Below are 18,374 nucleotides of genomic sequence, written 5' to 3'. Positions count from 1 at the left end.
CCCGCCCCCGCCCTACTCTGAGGGGCAGCGCCGGTGGGGGCCGGTGCTGTTCAGGGGGCGAGACCCGGTCGGGTACGGCGCGGGGGAGCGGGGTATTCGTCATCGCACGGCGGCGGCCGCGCGAGCGACGGGCCCGCCCCCGGCGCCGTGCCCGCGTCGGTCCGTTCCTCGACCCTTGGGGGTGTCCGTGGCACGTATCCGTGTCCTGGTGGTGGATGACCACCGCGTCTTCGCCGAATCACTGGCCGCCGCGCTCGCCGCGGAGCCCGACGTCGACGTCGCCGCCGCGGGAAGCGGCCCGGCCGCCCTGCGCTGCCTGGAGCGGGGTGTCACGGAGGGACGCAGGTTCGACGTGCTGCTCGTCGACGCCGAGCTCGGCGCGGCGCCCCAGGGGGCGCTCGTGGCCCGGGCGGTGCCGGACGACGCCGAGGGCGCCGTCGACGGGATCTCCCTGGTGGCCGGGGTGCGGCAGGTCCAGCCCGCGGTCCGTACCGTCGTCCTCGCGGAGAAGGACGACCCGCGGCGGGCCGCCCTCGCCCTCCAGGCGGGCGCCTCCGGCTGGGTCGCCAAGGACTGCTCCCTCCAGCGGCTCCTCGCGGTCGTCCGGGGTGTGCTGCGGGACGAGACCCATCTGCCGCCGGCGCTGCTCACCGGCGTCCTGCGGGAGCTGACGGCGGCCCGCAAGCACCGCACGGACAGCGAGCGGCTCGTGGAGTCGCTGACCCCGCGCGAGCGGGAGGTGCTGCGCTGCATGGTCGCGGGCCTCGGCCGCAAGGCGGTCGCCGAGCGGCTCTTCCTGTCGCCGCACACGGTCCGTACGCACATGCAGAACGTGCTGGGGAAGCTGGGTGTGCACTCGACCCTGGCGGCGGTGGCGCTGGCCCGCCGGGCGGGCGTCGGCCCGGCGCAGCTGGGTGAGGCCCCGCTAGCCGGGGATGTTGTCGAACGGGGCGGTCAGCCGGCGTAGCAGCGCGGCCAGTTCGCCGCGCTGGGCGCGGGAGAGCTGGGCCAGGATGGCCCGCTCCTGCGCGAGGAGCCCGGCGAGTGCCTCGTCGGCGCGGTCACGGCCCTCCGGGGTGAGCCGGACGAGGACCCCGCGCCGGTCGCTGGGGTCGGGGAGCCGCTCGACGAGGCCCTTCTTGGTGAGCCGGTCGATGCGGTTGGTCATGGTGCCGGAGGTGACCAGGGTCTGCGTCAGGAGCTGGCCGGGGGAGAGCTGGTAGGGCGCGCCGGCCCGGCGCAGGGAGGTCAGGACGTCGAACTCCCAGGGCTCCAGCTGGTGCTCGGAGAAGGCGAGCCGGCGGGCGCGGTCGAGGTGCCGGGCGAGGCGGGAGACGCGGCTGAGCACCTCGAGCGGTTCCACGTCGAGGTCGGGGCGCTCACGGCGCCATGCTGCGACCAGTCGGTCGACCTCGTCCTCCATGACGATCAGTGTAAAGGGTCTGTTGACATAAAGTCTCTTGTGTTCGAGTTTATCGACGTCAAGCATCTTGATATCGAGATATATTCGGCTGGACTATGGGGAAGGGACCCGGCCGGAACTCCGTTCCGCTTCGGTCTTTCGTTCCAGCAAGGGGGCTTCGAACATGCATTCCGTGGCATCCGCCGCACCCACGTGGGACCCGCAGCAGTACCTCCGTCACTCCGGCCACCGCACCCGCCCGTTCCTCGACCTGCTCGCCCGAATACCGGATCTTCCCGCCCGCGGCCGGCCCGCCCGGATCGCCGACCTCGGCTGCGGCCCGGGCAACGTGACGGCCCTCCTCGCCGACCGGTGGCCCGACGCCCACATCACCGGCTTCGACCTCTCGCCCGAGATGCTCGAACGCGCCGAGAAGGACTGGGCCGGCACCACCCACGGCGGCGGCTGGCTCGACTTCCGGGCCGCCGACGCCGCCCACTGGACCCCCACCGAGCCCTACGACCTGATCGTCTCCAACGCGGCCCTCCAGTGGGTGCCCAACCACCCCGAGTCCTTCCCCCGCTGGATCGAAGGACTGCGCCCCGGCGGCACCCTCGCCTTCCAGGTCCCCGGCAACTTCACCTCGCCCAGCCACGCCCTGCTCGGCGAACTCTGCGAGACCCCCGAGTGGCGCGACCGCGTCGGCGACCAGGGCCGCCGCTTCGTCCACATCCTCGACACCGCCGACTACCTCACCCGCCTCGCCGACCTCGGCTGCGAGACGGACGTCTGGGAGACCACGTACTGCCAGCTGCTCCAGGGCGAGGACCCCGTCCTCGACTGGGTCAAGGGCACCGCCCTGCGGCCCGTCCTCACCGCCCTGGGCGACGACCGGGAGGCCGCCGACGCCTTCCTCGGCCAGTACCGCGCCCTCCTGCGCGAGGCCTACCCGCCGGGCCCGCACGGCACGGTCTTCCCGTTCCGCCGCGTCTTCGTGATCGCCCGCACCGGCGCCTGACCCACGCGGAACGCCCCGCACCGGAGGACCGGTGCGGGGCGTTCACGGTGACGTGTGGTGCTCGGTACGACTAGTACAGACCGCGGTAGGTCTGGTAGCCGTAGCCGATCTTGACGCGCGGGGCGAAGTAGTTCTTCGCCGCGCCGCCGTCGAAGCGGTACAGGTCGCCGCCGGGCGTGGCCGCGACGAAGTCGCCCTTGCCGTCACCCGTCAGGTCACCCGTGCCGACCAGCTTGGAGTAGGCGTTGAAGCCCTCGCCCAGCTTGATCCTCGGCTTGAAAGGCTTCGCCCGCACACCCGTACCCGGGAACAGGTAGAGCGTGCCGGTCGTGGTGCGGGCCAGCAGGTCGGCCCGGCCGTCGTTGGTGTAGTCACCGGCGCCGAAGAACCAGTTGTACGTCTGCCAGCCACCGCTCACCAGGGTCCGGGCGTGGAACGTGGAGCCGGTGCGCGTCGTCGGGTACAGGTACAGGTTGCCGGACCGGTCGCGGGCCAGCAGGTCGCCCGAACCGTCCATGTTCAGGTCACCCGGACCGGCGAGCAGGTTGAACGCGTTCCAGCCGCCGCCGAAGTCGTCACCCTCGACGTACAGCCGGCCGGCGTAGATCTCCACGACGTCCGACTCGCCGTTCGGGTCGAACGAGGAGACGTTGGTGAGGTTCACCCCGCCCCAGCCGGTGCCGAGCTGCTGACGCGTGCTCAGCTTCCCGTTGTTGAGGGTGTGGTACCAGTACAGGACGCCCGCCTTGTCGATCGCGAGCATCTCCTCCTTGCCCTGGGCGGGCATGTTGCCCGCGCCACCGAACTGGGAGACGCCGGCCCAGCCGCCGGGGTCGCTGATCGTCTCGAGCGTGTCGTAGGAGCCGGTGCCCGAGCCGCCGTACGCCCGCAGCGTGCCGTCCTTCAGCCGCGCCCAGACCTCGGTGTCGCCGTCACCGTCCTGGTCGTCCACCGGCAGGATCTGGTTGTACATGTCCCAGGCGAAGCCGATGCTCCGCGGCGCCTTGAACGGCTTGAGCGGGTTGCCGGTGCTGCCGTAGAAGTTCAGGTTCCCGGCGGGCGTACGGGCGATGACGTCGCCCTTGCCGTCGCCGTCGTTGTCACCGACGCCGACGATCTGGTCGTAGACCTGCCAGCCGTAGCCGACCTGGACCCGCTCCTGGAACGGATACGTCCGGTCGCCGGAGGCCAGGAAGAGGAACAGCGAACCGTCGTGGGTGCGGGCCATCAGGTCGGCGCGGCGGTCACCGTCCACGTCGCCCGGCGAGAAGAGCTTGTTGTAGATGCTGAAGCCGCCGCCGTACCAGCGGCGCTGCGCGACGTCGGTCGTGGAGGCGTCCCCGTACAGCTCGACGGCGCCGAGCACCGACAGCGTCAGGATCTCCGGCTTGCCGCCGTTCAGGTCCAGGTCGCCCAGCGGGACGATGTCCTGGACGAACTGGTCCACCCCTCCGGTACGGAGGAAATCGGTCGCAGTGGTCGGCGTGACGAACGCCAGCGTGCCGTCGGGCTCACGGACGACCAGGTCGCTGAAGCCGTCGCCGTCGACGTCGGAACGGGGCCCGGCGACCACCGGCTCGTCGGCCTCGGTCGCCGCCGCGCGGGCGTCGGCCTTCGCGGCGGGAGTGCGCGGCATCAGCGGCAGCGCGGCGGCCGGACGGTCCGCCTCGGCGTGCGGGCGCGGCGCCGGGGAACCGGCCGACGCGGGAGTCGCGAGCAGCATGCCCGCGGAGACGGCGAGAGCCGTGCACGCCGCCAGACGGCGGGCACGGGTGAAGCGAGAAGAGAACAAGAAGATCCCCCCCAGGGATCAGAGTGCACACGGAACCCGGGCCGGGGGCTCGCGCGGGGGCCCGGACGGCGTCGGTGCACGCGGACGCGCACGCGGACGACCTCGCCCGAACGGCGGAACACCCCCCCCGGATGTTGAACGCGAGTCTACCCTCGCGGAAAGCGCACGCCAGAGCTTTACCTTCCGGAACCGCTCCGGTCAGGCCTTCCGGTGCCCTATCAGCCGCGGCTTCGCCTCCAGGCCGTCCAGACCGTGCCACGCCAGGTTCACCAGATGCGCCGCGACCTCCGCCTTCTTCGGCTTGCGGACGTCCAGCCACCACTGGCCCGTCAGCGCCACACTGCCCACCAGGGCCTGCGCGTACAGCGGAGCCAGCTTCGGATCAAAACCGCGGGCCTTGAACTCCAGGCCCAGGATGTCCTCGACCTGCGTGGCGATGTCACTGATCAGCGACGCGAACGTCCCCGTCGACTGAGCCACCGGCGAATCCCGTACGAGGATCCGGAAGCCGTCCGTGTAGTTCTCGATGTAGTCGAGCAGCGCGAACGCCGCCTGCTCCAGGAGCTCCCGGGGATGCCCGGCCGTCAGCGCGCCCGTCACCCCGTCGAGGAGCTGGCGCATCTCCCGGTCGACCACGACCGCGTACAGCCCCTCCTTCCCCCCGAAGTGCTCGTACACCACCGGCTTGGAGACCCCGGCCTTCGCCGCGATCTCCTCCACCGACGTGCCCTCGAAGCCCTTCGCGGCGAACAGCGTGCGGCCGATGTCGAGCAGCTGCTCCCGGCGCTCCGCGCCCGTCATCCGCACCCGGCGCCCACGCCGGGGCTTCTGCTCGCCGCTGCCCGTACCGCTGGTCCTGCCGTCGATCGCCACGTCTTCCATCATGCCGCGTCTGCGGACGCGCTCTGGCGGCGGGCTTCGATGCGCTCCCTCGCCGGCCAGCGCACGTCGTACGCCCAGCCCAGCTGCTCGAACCAGCGGATGAGCCGCGCGCTGGAGTCGACCTGGCCGCGCAGCACCCCGTGCCGCGCCGACGTCGGGTCCGCGTGGTGCAGGTTGTGCCAGGACTCGCCGCACGAAAGGACCGCGAGCCACCACACGTTGCCCGAGCGGTCCCGCGACTTGAAGGGACGCTTGCCCACCGCGTGACAGATCGAGTTGATCGACCACGTCACGTGGTGCAGCAGCGCCACCCGCACCAGGGAGCCCCAGAAGAACGCCGTGAACGCGCCCCACCACGACATCGTCACCAGACCGCCCACCAGCGGCGGGATCGCGAGCGACAGGATCGTGAAGGAGAGGAAGTGGCGCGAGATCCCCCGGATCGCCGGGTCCCTGATCAGATCCGGGGCGTACTTGTGCTGCGGCGTCCGCTCCTCGTCGAACATCCACCCGATGTGCGCCCACCACAGGCCCCTCATCAGGGCCGGGACCGTCTCCCCGTACCGCCACGGCGAGTGCGGGTCGCCCTCCGCGTCCGAGAACTTGTGGTGCTTGCGGTGATCCGCCACCCAGCGCACCAGCGGCCCCTCCACGGCCAGCGACCCCATGATCGCCAGGGCGATCCGCAGCGGCCGCTTCGCCTTGAACGAACCGTGCGTGAAGTACCGGTGGAAACCGATCGTGATCCCGTGGCAGCCGATGTAGTACATCGCCACCATCAACCCGAGATCCAGCCAGCTCACCCCCCAGCCCCAGGCCAGCGGCACCGCGGCGAGCAGCGCCACGAACGGCACCACGATGAAGAGGAGCAGCGTGACCTGCTCGATCGAACCCTTGCTGTCCCCGCCGAGCGTGGCCGAGGGCAGGGCCCCGGCCGCGTCCGGCGCATCGGGTGACGTGGGCGCCTCGGAGGACGACGTCACCTCTGGGCTAGTGGTCATGGGTGTCCCCTGGGGGTGAGGGTGAGGGTGGGGGAAAACGGGCGAAAATACCGCGATACACAAGCGAGGCTACGACTCCGTAACCTACGGCGTCGTAAGTATGGCAGCGCCGGGGCGCGCGGCAAGAGGGGCGAGGCCGCCACCGAGAAGACGGACACCTATCCTGGGTGCGTCGGACAGCGCGGTCCGCAAGCCTCCAGTACCCCTCCAGACGTGCTCAAACACTGCAAGGAGCCGCACCTGTGAGCAGTGCCGACCAGACCCCCACCGCCAGCGCCGAGCTGCGCGCCGACATCCGCCGACTGGGCGATCTCCTCGGCGAGACCCTCGTCCGCCAGGAGGGCCACGACCTCCTCGACCTCGTCGAGCGGGTCCGCAGCCTCACCCGCGAGGACGGCGAGGCCGCCGCCGAGCTGCTCCGCGGCGTCGAACTCGAGACGGCCGCCAAGCTCGTCCGCGCCTTCTCCACGTACTTCCACCTCGCCAACGTCACCGAGCAGGTCCACCGCGGCCGCGAGATGCGCGAGAAGCGTGCCGCCGAAGGCGGCCTCCTCGCCCGCACCGCCGACATGCTCAAGGACGGCGACCCCGAGCACGTACGCCAGACGGTCCGGAACCTCAACGTACGGCCCGTCTTCACCGCGCACCCCACCGAGGCCGCCCGCCGCTCCGTCCTCAACAAGCTCCGCCGGATCGCCGCCCTCCTGGAGACCCCGGTCATCGAGGCCGACCGGCGCCGCGTCGACCTGCGGCTCGCCGAGAACATCGACCTCATCTGGCAGACCGACGAGCTCCGGGTCGTCCGCCCCGAGCCCGCCGACGAGGCCCGCAACGCCATCTACTACCTCGACGAGCTGCACGCCAACGCCGTCGGCGACGTCCTGGAGGACCTCGCCGCCGAGCTGGAGCGCGTCGGCGTCGAACTGCCCTCCGGCACCCGCCCGCTCACCTTCGGCACCTGGATCGGCGGCGACCGCGACGGCAACCCCAACGTCACCCCCCAGGTGACCCGGGACGTCCTGATCCTCCAGCACGAGCACGGCATCACCGACGCCCTCGAACTCGTCGACCACCTCCGGGGACTCCTCTCCAACTCCATCCGCTACACCGGAGCCACCCAGGAACTCCTGGACTCCCTCCAGCACGACCTGGACCTCCTCCCGGAGATCAGCCCCCGCTACAAGCGCCTCAACGCCGAGGAGCCCTACCGGCTCAAGGCCACCTGCATCCGGCAGAAGCTCGTCAACACCCGCGAACGCCTCGCCCACGGCACCCCGCACCAGGACGGCCGCGACTACCTCGGCACCGCCGAACTCGTCCGCGACCTCACCCTGATCCAGACCTCCCTGCGCGAGCACCGCGGCGGCCTCTTCGCCGACGGCCGGATGGACCGCACCATCCGCACCCTGTCGGCCTTCGGCCTCCAGCTCGCCACCATGGACGTCCGCGAGCACGCCGACGCCCACCACCACGCCCTCGGCCAGCTCTTCGACCGCCTCGGCGAGGAGTCCTGGCGGTACGCCGACATGCCGCGCGACTACCGGCAGAAGCTCCTCGCCAAGGAGCTGCGCTCGCGCCGCCCCCTCGCCCCGACCCCGGCCCCGCTGGACGCCGCCGGCGAGAAGACCCTCGGCGTCTTCCACACCATCAAGGAGGCCTTCGAGCGCTTCGGCCCGGAGGTCATCGAGTCGTACATCATCTCGATGTGCCAGGGCGCCGACGACGTCTTCGCCGCCGCCGTCCTCGCCCGCGAGGCCGGCCTGATCGACCTCCACGCCGGCTGGGCCAAGATCGGCATCGTGCCGCTCCTGGAGACCACCGACGAGCTCAAGGCCGCCGACGTCATCCTCGACGGCATGCTCGCCGACCCCTCCTACCGGCGCCTCGTCTCGCTCCGCGGCGACGTCCAGGAGGTCATGCTCGGCTACTCCGACTCCTCCAAGTTCGGCGGCATCACCACCTCCCAGTGGGAGATCCACCGCGCTCAGCGGCGCCTGCGCGACGTCGCCCACCGCTACGGCGTCCGCCTCCGCCTCTTCCACGGCCGCGGCGGCACCGTCGGCCGCGGCGGCGGCCCCTCGCACGACGCGATCCTCGCGCAGCCCTGGGGCACCCTGGAGGGCGAGATCAAGGTGACCGAGCAGGGCGAGGTCATCTCCGACAAGTACCTGATCCCCTCGCTCGCCCGCGAGAACCTCGAACTGACCGTCGCCGCCACCCTGCAGGCCTCCGCCCTGCACACGGCCCCGCGCCAGTCCGACGAGTCCCTCGCCCGCTGGGACGCGGCCATGGACACCGTCTCCGACGCCGCCCACACCGCGTACCGCAGGCTCGTCGAGGACCCGGACCTGCCGACGTACTTCCTCGCCTCGACCCCGGTCGACCAGCTCGCCGACCTGCACCTGGGCTCGCGGCCCTCCCGCCGCCCCGGCTCGGGCGTCTCCCTCGACGGCCTGCGGGCCATCCCCTGGGTGTTCGGCTGGACCCAGTCCCGGCAGATCGTCCCCGGCTGGTTCGGCGTCGGCTCCGGCCTCAAGGCCCTGCGCGAGGCCGGACTCGACCCGGTCCTCGGCGAGATGTACGAGCAGTGGCACTTCTTCCGCAACTTCCTCTCCAACGTCGAGATGACGCTCGCGAAGACCGACCTGCGGATCGCCCGCCACTACGTCGACACCCTGGTCCCCGACGAGCTCAAGCACGTCTTCGACACCATCGAGGCCGAGCACGCGCTCACCGTCGCCGAAGTCCTCAAGATCACCGGCGGCGAGAAGCTCCTGGACTCCAACCCGGTCCTCCAGCAGACCTTCGCCATCCGCGACGCCTACCTGGACCCGATCTCCTACCTCCAGGTCGCCCTGCTCGCCCGCCAGCGCGGCGCCGCCGAGCGCGGCGAAGAGCCGGACCCGCTGCTCGCACGGGCCCTGCTCCTCACCGTCAACGGCGTCGCGGCCGGTCTCCGCAACACCGGCTGACACCTGCCCGCCGACACGAAGGTGCCCCCGTGGAGACTCTCCACGGGGGCACCGTCACGACGGGGTGCGTCAGCCCTGCTGGGCCGCCTTGCGGCGGCGGGTCACCAGGAACGCGCCGGCGCCCGCGAGGGCCACGGCCACGGCCGCGAGAACGCCCACGGGCGCGCTCGAACCGGTCTCGGCCAGGTCGCCACCGGTACCGCCGGTGCCGCCGGTCTCACCCGCGGGGGCGGTCGCGGACGGCGACCCGGTACCACCGGGGGTCTCCGAGGAGCCCGGGGTCCCGGTCGAGGACTCGGACGCGCTCGGCGTACCCGAGGGGGTGCCCGAGGTGGTCTCGGACGGGGTGGCGGACGGTGTGCCCGAGGTGGTCCCGGACGGCGTCCCGGACGGCGTCCCCGAGGGGGTGCCGGTGGGGGTGCCGGTCGGGGTGGTGGTGTCCGCCGCGCAGGTGTGCGACAGGTTGAACCAGCCCTGCTCGACCACGCCGGAGACCTCGGCCGTGGCCGAGACCAGCTTCGCGCCCGGCTCCGAGATCGCGTACGCGTGCTTGTCGCTCGGCGGACCGAAGACCGTGATGGTCTGGGTGCCACCCGGCTCGAACTCGACCGTCAGCTTGGTGAAGACGGCGGAGTCGTCGCCCTTGCCGCTGCCGGGCAGCACGAAGTGCCAGCCGTCCTTGTCGGCGGGGACCGGCGGGCAGTCGCCGTCGCCGCCGAACTCCTCGGCGGTCAGCGGAAGATCCTCGATCTGGTGCAGCGGCAGCGGCTTCGGCCCCTGCGAGGCGGAGGCCACCGGCGCCAGGACGAGGGAGCCCGCCATGGCCGCGACGAGCGCGGCGGCGGGAATGAGGGAGCGTCGCATGAGCAATCGTCCATCTGTGGATGAGGGATGCCGTGGGGGGTGGCAGAGGGGCAGCCTATCCGTCGCCGTGAGTGAGCCTTGACCCAGAGCCGGAAACCGACCGGGCCCTACCGGAGGGACACCCTCACAGCGCCAGGAACGCCGCCACCAGCAGCGCACCACCCACCGCCGCCGCCGACCACGCCACCCGCGGCAGCCGCATCCCGCCCCCTATCAACGGAGCCGCCAGCAACAACGCCCCGCCCAGCGGCAGCCACGCGTGCAGACCGCCGCCCCAGCCCGTCCGCACACCCTCGTCCGTCCCCGGCTTCACCACCACCGGGATCGTCGCGCCCTCCTCCGCCGCGACCGATCGCGCGATCGTCAGCGTCCGCCGCGGCGAGGAGGGTTCCTCCGGGGCGTACCGGCCGCTGCACGTCTCCTCGCCGCAGCCGGTCACCGTCAGCGTGCCGTGCTCCCGGCCCTTGGAGAGCAGGACGTGCTGGGCCGAGTTCCAGGACGCCCACGCGCCCGCGACGAGCAGCAGAAGGGCGACCAGGGCCATGGCGGCGTTACGGACGTGCGTCATGACCCGCGATCGTACAGTCGTACGTTCCGATGACCAGAGGGCTACGAGTTGTACGCCGACTGGGCCCGCTCCAGACCCTCCGCCACCAGGCACTCCACCGAATCCGCCGCCCGGTCCACGAACCAGTCCAGATCCTTGCGCTCCGCCGACGAGAAGTCCTTCAGGACGAAGTCCGCGACCTGCATCCGCCCCGGCGGACGCCCGATCCCGCACCGCACCCGGTGGTACTCCGCACCCATCGCCTTCGTCATCGACTTCAGACCGTTGTGCCCGTTGTCCCCGCCGCCGATCTTCAGCCGCAGCACCCCGTAGTCGATGTCCAGCTCGTCGTGCACCGCCACCACCCGCGCCGTCGGCACCTTGTAGAAATCACGCAGCGCCGTCACCGGACCGCCCGACAGGTTCATGTACGACATCGGCTTCACCAGGACCACCCGACGGCTCTCCGGCCCCGGCGGACCCATCCGGCCCTCCACCACCTGCGCCTGCGCCTTCTGCGCCCGCTTGAACGAGCCGCGCATCCGGTCCGCCAGCAGATCCACCACCATGAAGCCGATGTTGTGGCGGTTGGCCGCGTACTCCGGCCCCGGATTGCCGAGCCCGACGATCAGCCAGGGGGCGTTCGCGTCGTCCGTCATGTGCGTCAGGTCTCCTCGTGTCCGTCCACGCGCGTCCGTACATCCGTCATCCGTACTCCCGTACTTCCGTACAAGAGAAACGGGGTGACGGGCCGTCCGGCCCGTCACCCCGTCACGACGGGCAGAGCCCGTCAGGCAGAGCCCGAGGCTCAGGCCTCGGCACCCTCGGTGGCCGCCTCGCCCTCGGCGGCCGGCTCCTCGGCCTGCGCGGCCAGGATCTGGATGACGACGGCGTCGGGGTCGGTCACCAGGGTGGTGCCGGACGGCAGCTCGATGTCCTTGGCGAGGATGGAGTTACCGGCCTCCAGGCCCTCGATGGAGACGGTGACGGAGGTCGGGATGTGCGTGGCCTCGGTCTCGACGGAAAGCGTGTTCAGCACGTTCTCGACCAGGAAGCTGCCCGGGGCCAGGTCGCCCTCGGTCTCGACGACGACCTCGACGGTGACCTTCTCGCCACGACGCACGAGGAGCAGGTCGACGTGGATCAGGAAGCCCTTGATGGCGTCACGCTGGACGGCCTTCGGGATCGCCAGCTCGGTCTTGCCGTCGACGTCCAGGGACAGCAGGACGTTCGGCGTACGCAGGGCCAGGGCCAGGTCGTGGGCCGGCAGGGTCACGTGCGCCGGCTCCGAGCCGTGGCCGTAGACGACGGCCGGAACCTGGCCGTCACGGCGGATGGCGCGGGCGGCACCCTTGCCGAACTCGGAACGGACGGAAGCGGCGAGCTTGACCTCGGACATGGTGCACTCCTCGTAGAAAGGTGACGAAAAAAGTGGTCACCCGGCCACGACTGGCGATGGCCTGCTACGAAGAGCGCGTCGATAACGGACCGCCGTGACCCTGTACATCCGTACGGGTACGGCCTCCCTCGCCGAGCAACTACGGCAGTCTACCGGCCGACCCCCCTACCACCCAATTCGATCACCGAAACACGGCGGAGGGCCGCTCCCCCGAACGGGGAAACGGCCCTTACACACGACGCTCGGGAGACTCAGTGCTCCTCGAAGAGGCTCGTCACCGAACCGTCCTCGAACACCTCACGCACCGCACGCGCGATCGTCGGCGCGATCGACAGCACCGTGATCTTGTCCAGCTCCAGCGCACCCGGCACCGGCAGCGTGTCCGTGAACACGAACTCGCTCACCTTCGAGTTCTTCAGCCGGTCCGCCGCCGGACCCGACAGGATGCCGTGCGTGGCCGTCACGATGACGTCCTCCGCGCCGTGCGCGAACAGCGCGTCGGCGGCGGCGCAGATCGTGCCACCGGTGTCGACCATGTCGTCCACCAGGACACAGACGCGGCCCTTCACGTCACCGACGACCTCGTGCACGGTGACCTGGTTGGCGACGTCCTTGTCACGACGCTTGTGCACGATCGCCAGCGGGGCGTCCAGACGGTCGCACCAGCGGTCGGCGACCCGCACACGGCCCGCGTCCGGAGACACGATCGTCAGCTTCGAGCGGTCGACCTTCGCACCCACGTAGTCCGCCAGCACCGGCAGCGCCGACAGGTGGTCCACCGGGCCGTCGAAGAAGCCCTGGATCTGGTCCGTGTGCAGGTCCACCGTCAGGATGCGGTCCGCACCCGCCGTCTCCAGCAGGTCCGCGACCAGACGGGCCGAGATCGGCTCGCGGCCACGGTGCTTCTTGTCCTGACGGGCGTAGCCGTACGACGGGATGATCACCGTGATGCTCCGGGCCGAAGCCCGCTTCAGAGCATCGACCATGATCAACTGCTCCATGATCCACTTGTTGATCGGAGCCGTGTGGCTCTGGATCAGGAAGCAGTCCGCGCCACGGGCCGACTCCTGGAAGCGGACGTAGATCTCACCGTTGGCGAAGTCGAACGCCTTGGTGGGAACGAGACCGACGCCCAGCTGGTGCGCGACCTCCTCGGCCAGCTCGGGGTGGGCGCGGCCGGAGAAGAGCATCAGCTTCTTCTCGCCGGTCGTCTTGATCCCGGTCACAGCACTGTCTCCTCAGACGTGTTGTCTGGTCGCGATCCACGAGCTGTCGTGCGCGTGTGCGAGCCAGCCGAATTTGTGTGCACGTATCACGGTACGCCGAGTTCGACGTACCCGTTTCCGGTCAGCTTTCGCCGGCGGAGTCCTCAGAGGCGGCCTGAGCGGCCTGCGCGGCGGCGCTTCCCGGCCGCTTCCGTGCCACCCAACCCTCGATATTCCGCTGCTGGCCCCGGGCGACGGCGAGCGAACCGGCCGGCACGTCCTTCGTGATCACGGACCCGGCGGCGGTGTACGCACCGTCCCCGATCGTGATGGGAGCCACAAACATGTTGTCCGAGCCCGTCCGGCAGTGGGAACCGATCGTGGTGTGGTGCTTCGCCTCACCGTCGTAGTTCACGAAGACGCTTGCCGCGCCGATGTTCGTGTACTCGCCGATCGTCGCGTCGCCCACGTACGACAGATGGGGGACCTTGGTGCCCTCGCCGACCGTCGCGTTCTTCATCTCGACGTACGTGCCCGCCTTGGACTTCGCGCCCAGGTTCGTGCCCGGACGGAGGTACGCGAACGGCCCCACGGAGGCGCTGTCACCGATGACGGCCGAATCCGCCACCGTGTTGTCCACCCGGGCGCCCCGGCCGACCGTGGTGTCCTTCAGACGCGTGTTCGGCCCGACCTCGGCGTCCTCGCCGATGTGCGTGACACCGAGCAGCTGCGTACCCGGCAGGATCACCGCGTCGGGCTCGAAGGTCACCGTCACGTCGACGAACACCGACGCCGGGTCCACGACGGTCACACCGGCCAGCATCGCGCGCTCGACCAGTCGCCGGTTCAGCAGCGAACGGGCCTCGGCGAGCTGCACCCGGTTGTTGATCCCGAGGATCTCGCGGTGGTCGGCCGCCACCGAGGCGCCGACCCGGTGGCCGGCCTCGCGCAGGATCGACAGCACGTCGGTGAGGTACTCCTCGCCCTGGCTGTTGTCCGTCCGCACCTTGCCCAGGGCGTCGGCGAGCAGCTGCCCGTCGAACGCGAACACGCCCGAGTTGATCTCACGGATGGCGCGCTGCGCCTCGGAGGCGTCCTTGTGCTCGACGATCTCCGTGACGGCGCCGGAGGCGTCGCGCACGATCCGCCCGTAGCCGGTGGAGTCCGGCACCTCGGCGGTCAGCACGGTGACGGCGTTGCCGTCGGCCGCGTGCGTACCGGCCAGGGCCCGCAGGGTCTCCCCGGACAGCAGCGGGGTGTCGCCGCAGACCACGACCACGGTCCCCTCGGGCGCCCGCCCGAGCTCCTCCAGGGCCATCCGCACCGCGTGCCCGGTGCCGTTCTGCTCCTCCTGGACGGCGGTCCGGGTCCCGGCGTAGTGCTCCTCCAGGTGCCCCTTGACCTGCTCCCGGGCGTGCCCGACGACCACGACGAGGTGCTCGGGCTCCAGCTCCCGGGCGGCGGACACGACATGCCCGACGAGCGACCGTCCGGCGATCTCGTGCAGGACCTTGGGGGTCTTCGACTTCATGCGGGTGCCCTCACCCGCTGCGAGGACGACGACGGCTGCCGGGCGATTGGCGCTCACGGGAATGCCCTTCGGCTTTGGGTGGTGGACGCACGAAGGATACCGGGGGGCCGGGGGGCGGACATGAGTGCGGGTCCTGACCGTGATGGTCAGGACCCGTGGCGTGTGGCTCCCCTGCCAGGACTCGAACCTGGAACAAATCATCCAAAGTGACCCGTGTTGCCAATTACACCACAGGGGATGGCATTGCCTGCCAAAACGGACAATTCGTCAGTCCGTTGGCGTGGTGGCCCCCACTATGCCGTACCAGGACCCCTCGATGCGACGGTACAAGTCGCAGCCGGCGGACACCCGGATGATCAAGCATCCCCGATAGTCGGACCCGGTGTTCTTGCGGACTGTCTTCGGGTTGTGCTTCTTGAGCGTCGTCCTCTGTAGCTGTGACCTCGAGGTTCCGACGAGGTCTGCCCAGTACTGCTCCGCTCCGCTCACGTCGGCGGACTCGTGGATCATCACCCGGAACCGAAGCCGCTCGCGTGGGATCTGCAAGAGGTCGAGCCAGGCGAGGTAGACGCCGATGACGCCGGGGTCGCTGTTGATGAAGGCGACGGTTTCGTCGCGGCGATAGGGCTTGCTCTTGGATCCTTCCGCCCAGTAGAGGGCCACTCCGGCCAAGAAGAGCTCTCGATCGCTGAGGGTCCCGACTGCCTCCCGTGCCTCGCGAATAGCCGCATTGCGCGCGGCCTCGCGAAGGGGGCCTTCGTGAGCCCATCGTTTCAGCGCTGCCTCCCTGCCCTGCTCTGCAGGGGTTCTGCGATCCACTTTCGGCAGGTCCCTCACCCACAGCGAGATCGAGCTCTTCGAGCAGCCAAGCTCCACCTGGATCTGGTCGTAGGTCATGCCCTGGAGGCGGAGCTCCCTCGCGCGGGCGCGGAGGTCGTCCTTGGCGTTCGGGCGTTTCGTCCAGTCCGGGGGTGGCTCGCCGTTCACCAGGCGGTTGAGGAGGTCGTTGTTGTGGATCTGCAGGCGGTCGCGGATCTGGCGGCGGCTGAGGCCCTCGCGGCGGAGGGCGACGGCCTGTTCCCGGAGGGATTCGAAGTCGGCGTACCGGCTCATCTCGGTGGTCATGCGAACACCGTCGTCCGGAATGCGGACGTCCGGGTCGAAAGCGCTGGCGATTCAACAGTTCGAGGGACAGGTGTGCGCAGCGTTGACGTCGCGCGCTCGGGAAAGGGGCTCGCCCGTAGGGTGGAGGCATGACCACAACGGGGGCGGATCGGGGCGCTGGGGGCGTCGGGGGCTGGTGGTGGTGGGGGAGACGCAGGAGTGTCGTCCTCGATGTCGGGCTCGCCGTCGTGTCCGCGCTGGAGTGCGCGCTGGAGGGTGTCGGGTTCGCCGGGGAGGCCGGCCTGCCGGTGCCCGTGGGGGTGCTGTTCGGGCTGGTCGTCGGGTCCGTGCTGCTCGTGCGGCGGCGGTGGCCGGTCGGGGTCGTGCTCGTGTCGATCGCCGTGGCGCCCGCCGAGATGGGCTACCTCATGGGGATCGTCGGGCTGTACTCGCTCGCCGCCTCCGAGGTGCCCCGGCGGATCACGGCCGTGCTCGCCGGGATGTCGACGGTGGCCGTGTTCGTCGTGACCGTCGTCCGGCTGCGGCAGGACGTCGCCCAGGCCGACGTCGACGCGCGGGACTTCGACCCGAGTGGCTGGTACGTGCCGGTCGTCTCGCTCTTCATGACCCTCGGCCTGAACGCTCCGCCGCTGCTCTTCGGCCTGTACATAGGGGCCCGTCGCCGGCTCATGGAGAGCTTGCGGGAGCGGGCCGACAGTCTGGAGCAGGAGCTGTCGCTGCTCGCGGACCGGGCGGAGCAGCGGGCGCAGTGGGCGCGGCAGGAGGAGCGGACGCGGATCGCGCGGGAGATGCACGACGTGGTGGCGCACCGGGTGTCGTTGATGGTGGTGCACGCGGCGGCGTTGCAGGCGGTGGCGTTGAAGGATCCGCAGAAGGCGGTGAGGAACGCGGCGCTTGTGGGGGACATGGGGCGTCAGGCGTTGACGGAGTTGCGGGAGATGCTGGGGGTGCTTCGGGAGGGGGCTGCTCCGGCGGCTCCGGCCGTGCCGCCGCTGGCTGCTGTCGGGCGGGCGGCCGCTGCGGCCGCCGAGGCCGCGGCGGAGGGGGACGGGCCGTGTCTGGACGCCCTGGAGGGGTTGTGCGAGCAGTCGCGGCTGGCGGGGGCGGTGGTGGAGTTCGTGGTGATCGGTGAGGCGCGTGCGTATCCGCCGGAGGTGGAGCGGACGGCGTACCGGGTGGTGCAGGAGGCGCTGACGAACGTCCACAAGCATGCGGCGGGGGCGAAGGTCGTGGTGCGTCTGGCGCATCGGGAGGCCGAGGTCGCGATGCAGGTGGAGAACGGTCCGTGTCCTTCGGACGCGGGTGCGGCGGACGTCCGGTTGCCGAGTGGGGGGAACGGTCTGGTGGGGATGCGGGAGCGGGTGTTGCGGCTCGGGGGTGTGTTCGTCTCGGGGGCGACGGACGACGGGGGGTTCAAGGTGTCGGCGGTGCTGCCGACGGGGGGCCCGTCGGTCGGGGTTTGACCGTTGCCGACCGGGGGCCGTCGGTCGGGGTCTGAGCGTTGCCGACCGCGGGGCCTGTAGGTCGGGGTCTGGCCTGTTGCCGACGGGTCCCGGCCGGGGGCTAGCCGGCCGTGAGGCGGGTGGGCTGGGCGCCGGTGACGAGGGTGGAGAGTGCCGCGTCGATGTCCTTGCCGAGGTACCAGTCGCCGGCGTGGTCGAGGCTGTAGACCCTGCCCTCCATGTCCATGGCGAGGATGGCCTGGTGGTCGCCCTCCTCGCCGAGCGGTGCGAGTTCGGTCTCCAGGGCGCGGCCCAGGTCGGCGAGGGTGCGGGAGAGGTGGAGTCCGGCGAGGGGGTCGAAGCGGACGGCGGCGGGCGCTATCTGCCGGCCGTGGCCGGGCGCGGTGATGCGCAGTCCGCCGAATTCGGCCCAGGCCTCGACGACGGCGGGGAAGACGCTGTGCCGGTGGCCGGCGGGGGAGACGTGGGCGCGCAGGGTGTCGGCCCACTCCTCGGCGAGCTTGATGTCCCAGCGGCCCGGCTGCCAGCCGGCCTCGCGGAGGGCGGCGTCGACGTTGACGGGGAAGCGCGTGGTGCTGAGGTGGTCGGGCATGGGTGTGCGGTCAGCCGTTCTCGACAGGCGTGGTGGGGTCGACGGCGCGGACGCCGAAGTGGGCGAGCATCGCCGTACAGGAGCGGCAGGGGGCGGCGTAGCTGCCGTGGAGCGGGTCGCCGTCCTCGCGGATGCGGCGGGCGGTGAGTTTGGCGTTCTTGAGCGAGCGTCGCGCCTCCCCGTGGGTGAGGGGCTTGCGCTGGGCGCGCTTGGAGCGGCCGGTCTCCGTGGCGGCGAGGTGCCGGGACAGGAGGATCGCCTCGGGGCAGCGGCCGGTGAAGCGTTCCCGCTGGCTGCTGGTGAGGGTGTCCAGGAAGTCCTGGACGAGGGCGTGCAGGGCCGGCGGGCGGTCGCCTCGGCCGGCGGTGCACGTGAGGGTCTCGCCGCGTACGGAGAGCGCGGCCCCGACGGTGGGGAGGATGCCGTCGCGGCGGTGTCGCAGTAACGGCGCGCGCGTGGCCTCGGCGCTGCTGCTCCAGTTGAGGCGTGGGTCACCCTGTGTGGGTGTCGGTGCTGCTGGCATGGTGCTGGTCTTCCCCTCCTGCAATCCCCCGAGTTGCGTGGACAGCCTGCCAAATAGG

Annotated in this window: 17 protein-coding genes and 1 tRNA gene; 4 read left to right on the top strand and 14 right to left on the bottom strand. The window is 71.0% G+C overall.

The features are described 5' to 3' along the window. Positions 1-175 precede the first annotated feature (175 nt). Positions 176-967: a LuxR C-terminal-related transcriptional regulator gene (locus AMK29_RS27410; protein ID WP_198942348.1), complete on the top strand. Its 792-nt coding sequence runs from the start codon at positions 176-178 to the stop codon at positions 965-967. Here the strand turns inward: AMK29_RS27410 and AMK29_RS27405 are convergent. Next, a complete protein-coding gene (locus tag AMK29_RS27405) occupies positions 926-1,423 on the bottom strand; it encodes a MarR family winged helix-turn-helix transcriptional regulator (RefSeq protein ID WP_017241145.1) in 498 nt (165 codons plus the stop codon). The two genes, AMK29_RS27410 and AMK29_RS27405, sit on opposite strands and share 42 nt — an antisense overlap. A 163-nt stretch (positions 1,424-1,586) precedes the next feature. Here AMK29_RS27405 and AMK29_RS27400 point away from each other — a divergent pair, with 163 nt between their 5' ends. Continuing rightward, positions 1,587-2,420 carry a trans-aconitate 2-methyltransferase gene (locus tag AMK29_RS27400; RefSeq protein ID WP_073818101.1) on the top strand — a complete coding sequence of 278 codons (834 nt, stop codon included), beginning with the start codon at positions 1,587-1,589 and terminating at the stop codon, positions 2,418-2,420. Between the two features lie 70 nt (positions 2,421-2,490). Here AMK29_RS27400 and AMK29_RS27395 read toward each other — a convergent pair whose 3' ends face one another. The 3 genes from AMK29_RS27395 to AMK29_RS27385 all read right to left on the bottom strand — a co-directional run bounded on the left by AMK29_RS27395 (position 2,491) and on the right by AMK29_RS27385 (position 6,095). Then, complete coding sequence (locus AMK29_RS27395; RefSeq protein ID WP_073818099.1) at positions 2,491-4,212, bottom strand: FG-GAP repeat domain-containing protein; 1,722 nt, start codon at positions 4,210-4,212, stop codon at positions 2,491-2,493. A 198-nt stretch (positions 4,213-4,410) separates the two neighbouring features. Further along, complete coding sequence (locus AMK29_RS27390; RefSeq protein WP_073818398.1) at positions 4,411-5,094, bottom strand: TetR/AcrR family transcriptional regulator; 684 nt, start codon at positions 5,092-5,094, stop codon at positions 4,411-4,413. After that, positions 5,094-6,095 (bottom strand): acyl-CoA desaturase, encoded by a 1,002-nt coding sequence (locus AMK29_RS27385; RefSeq protein ID WP_073818098.1) that lies wholly within the window; start codon positions 6,093-6,095, stop codon positions 5,094-5,096. The genes AMK29_RS27390 and AMK29_RS27385 overlap by 1 nt, the downstream gene beginning before the upstream one ends. Positions 6,096-6,337: 242 nt before the next feature. Here AMK29_RS27385 and ppc point away from each other — a divergent pair, with 242 nt between their 5' ends. Further along, positions 6,338-9,067, top strand: a complete 2,730-nt coding sequence (ppc, locus tag AMK29_RS27380; RefSeq protein WP_073818096.1) for a phosphoenolpyruvate carboxylase — start codon at positions 6,338-6,340, stop codon at positions 9,065-9,067. Positions 9,068-9,136: 69 nt separating this feature from the next. On the opposite strand, the gene AMK29_RS27375 is transcribed toward ppc, so the two are convergent. The 8 genes from AMK29_RS27375 to AMK29_RS27340 all read right to left on the bottom strand — a co-directional run bounded on the left by AMK29_RS27375 (position 9,137) and on the right by AMK29_RS27340 (position 15,738). Then, positions 9,137-9,931, bottom strand: coding sequence for an LPXTG cell wall anchor domain-containing protein (locus tag AMK29_RS27375; protein ID WP_073818095.1), 795 nt, complete (start codon positions 9,929-9,931; stop codon positions 9,137-9,139). A gap of 124 nt (positions 9,932-10,055) precedes the next feature. Next, a complete protein-coding gene (locus AMK29_RS27370; RefSeq protein WP_073818093.1) occupies positions 10,056-10,499 on the bottom strand; it encodes a hypothetical protein in 444 nt (147 codons plus the stop codon). Between the two features lie 41 nt (positions 10,500-10,540). Continuing rightward, on the bottom strand, positions 10,541-11,137 hold the full coding sequence (gene pth / locus AMK29_RS27365) for an aminoacyl-tRNA hydrolase (protein WP_073818092.1): 597 nt from the start codon (positions 11,135-11,137) through the stop codon (positions 10,541-10,543). 149 nt (positions 11,138-11,286) lie between these two features. After that, positions 11,287-11,877, bottom strand: a complete 591-nt coding sequence (locus AMK29_RS27360) for a 50S ribosomal protein L25/general stress protein Ctc (RefSeq protein WP_073818090.1) — start codon at positions 11,875-11,877, stop codon at positions 11,287-11,289. 251 nt (positions 11,878-12,128) lie between these two features. After that, positions 12,129-13,103, bottom strand: a complete 975-nt coding sequence (locus AMK29_RS27355; protein WP_073818089.1) for a ribose-phosphate diphosphokinase — start codon at positions 13,101-13,103, stop codon at positions 12,129-12,131. 121 nt (positions 13,104-13,224) lie between these two features. Next, positions 13,225-14,670, bottom strand: coding sequence for a bifunctional UDP-N-acetylglucosamine diphosphorylase/glucosamine-1-phosphate N-acetyltransferase GlmU (gene glmU, locus AMK29_RS27350; RefSeq protein WP_073818088.1), 1,446 nt, complete (start codon positions 14,668-14,670; stop codon positions 13,225-13,227). 106 nt (positions 14,671-14,776) lie between these two features. Beyond that, positions 14,777-14,851 (bottom strand) — tRNA-Gln (locus AMK29_RS27345). A gap of 29 nt (positions 14,852-14,880) precedes the next feature. Next, entirely contained in the window at positions 14,881-15,738 is an 858-nt protein-coding gene (locus tag AMK29_RS27340; RefSeq protein ID WP_073818086.1) for a hypothetical protein, read from the bottom strand. A gap of 128 nt (positions 15,739-15,866) precedes the next feature. Here AMK29_RS27340 and AMK29_RS27335 point away from each other — a divergent pair, with 128 nt between their 5' ends. After that, positions 15,867-17,201, top strand: a complete 1,335-nt coding sequence (locus AMK29_RS27335) for a sensor histidine kinase (RefSeq protein WP_073818084.1) — start codon at positions 15,867-15,869, stop codon at positions 17,199-17,201. A 100-nt stretch (positions 17,202-17,301) separates the two neighbouring features. On the opposite strand, the gene AMK29_RS27330 is transcribed toward AMK29_RS27335, so the two are convergent. Together AMK29_RS27330 and AMK29_RS27325 are read right to left on the bottom strand one after the other, a co-directional pair. Further along, positions 17,302-17,793 carry an SUKH-3 domain-containing protein gene (locus AMK29_RS27330; RefSeq protein ID WP_073818082.1) on the bottom strand — a complete coding sequence of 164 codons (492 nt, stop codon included), beginning with the start codon at positions 17,791-17,793 and terminating at the stop codon, positions 17,302-17,304. A 10-nt stretch (positions 17,794-17,803) separates the two neighbouring features. Continuing rightward, positions 17,804-18,316 carry a YwqJ-related putative deaminase gene (locus AMK29_RS27325; RefSeq protein WP_073818081.1) on the bottom strand — a complete coding sequence of 171 codons (513 nt, stop codon included), beginning with the start codon at positions 18,314-18,316 and terminating at the stop codon, positions 17,804-17,806. Positions 18,317-18,374: the final 58 nt, after the last annotated feature.

The organism is Streptomyces sp. CB02261 (assembly GCF_001905665.1).
Taxonomy (GTDB): domain Bacteria; phylum Actinomycetota; class Actinomycetes; order Streptomycetales; family Streptomycetaceae; genus Streptomyces.
Note: the sequence above shows the minus strand (reverse complement) of the source record. Positions and strands in the feature narration are given on the sequence as shown.

What these genes read in the sequence shown, in the direction of transcription:
- AMK29_RS27375 (WP_073818095.1), bottom strand. Translation starts at nt 9,931, where the DNA reads ATGCGACGCTCCCTCATTCCCGCCGCCGCGCTCGTCGCGGCCATGGCG.
- AMK29_RS27340 (WP_073818086.1), bottom strand. Translation starts at nt 15,738, where the DNA reads ATGACCACCGAGATGAGCCGGTACGCCGACTTCGAATCCCTCCGGGAA.
- AMK29_RS27360 (WP_073818090.1), bottom strand. Translation starts at nt 11,877, where the DNA reads ATGTCCGAGGTCAAGCTCGCCGCTTCCGTCCGTTCCGAGTTCGGCAAG.
- AMK29_RS27385 (WP_073818098.1), bottom strand. Translation starts at nt 6,095, where the DNA reads ATGACCACTAGCCCAGAGGTGACGTCGTCCTCCGAGGCGCCCACGTCA.
- AMK29_RS27330 (WP_073818082.1), bottom strand. Translation starts at nt 17,793, where the DNA reads ATGCCCGACCACCTCAGCACCACGCGCTTCCCCGTCAACGTCGACGCC.
- AMK29_RS27335 (WP_073818084.1), top strand. Translation starts at nt 15,867, where the DNA reads ATGACCACAACGGGGGCGGATCGGGGCGCTGGGGGCGTCGGGGGCTGG.
- pth (WP_073818092.1), bottom strand. Translation starts at nt 11,137, where the DNA reads ATGACGGACGACGCGAACGCCCCCTGGCTGATCGTCGGGCTCGGCAAT.
- AMK29_RS27390 (WP_073818398.1), bottom strand. Translation starts at nt 5,094, where the DNA reads ATGGAAGACGTGGCGATCGACGGCAGGACCAGCGGTACGGGCAGCGGC.
- AMK29_RS27405 (WP_017241145.1), bottom strand. Translation starts at nt 1,423, where the DNA reads ATGGAGGACGAGGTCGACCGACTGGTCGCAGCATGGCGCCGTGAGCGC.
- AMK29_RS27400 (WP_073818101.1), top strand. Translation starts at nt 1,587, where the DNA reads ATGCATTCCGTGGCATCCGCCGCACCCACGTGGGACCCGCAGCAGTAC.
- AMK29_RS27325 (WP_073818081.1), bottom strand. Translation starts at nt 18,316, where the DNA reads ATGCCAGCAGCACCGACACCCACACAGGGTGACCCACGCCTCAACTGG.
- AMK29_RS27370 (WP_073818093.1), bottom strand. Translation starts at nt 10,499, where the DNA reads ATGACGCACGTCCGTAACGCCGCCATGGCCCTGGTCGCCCTTCTGCTG.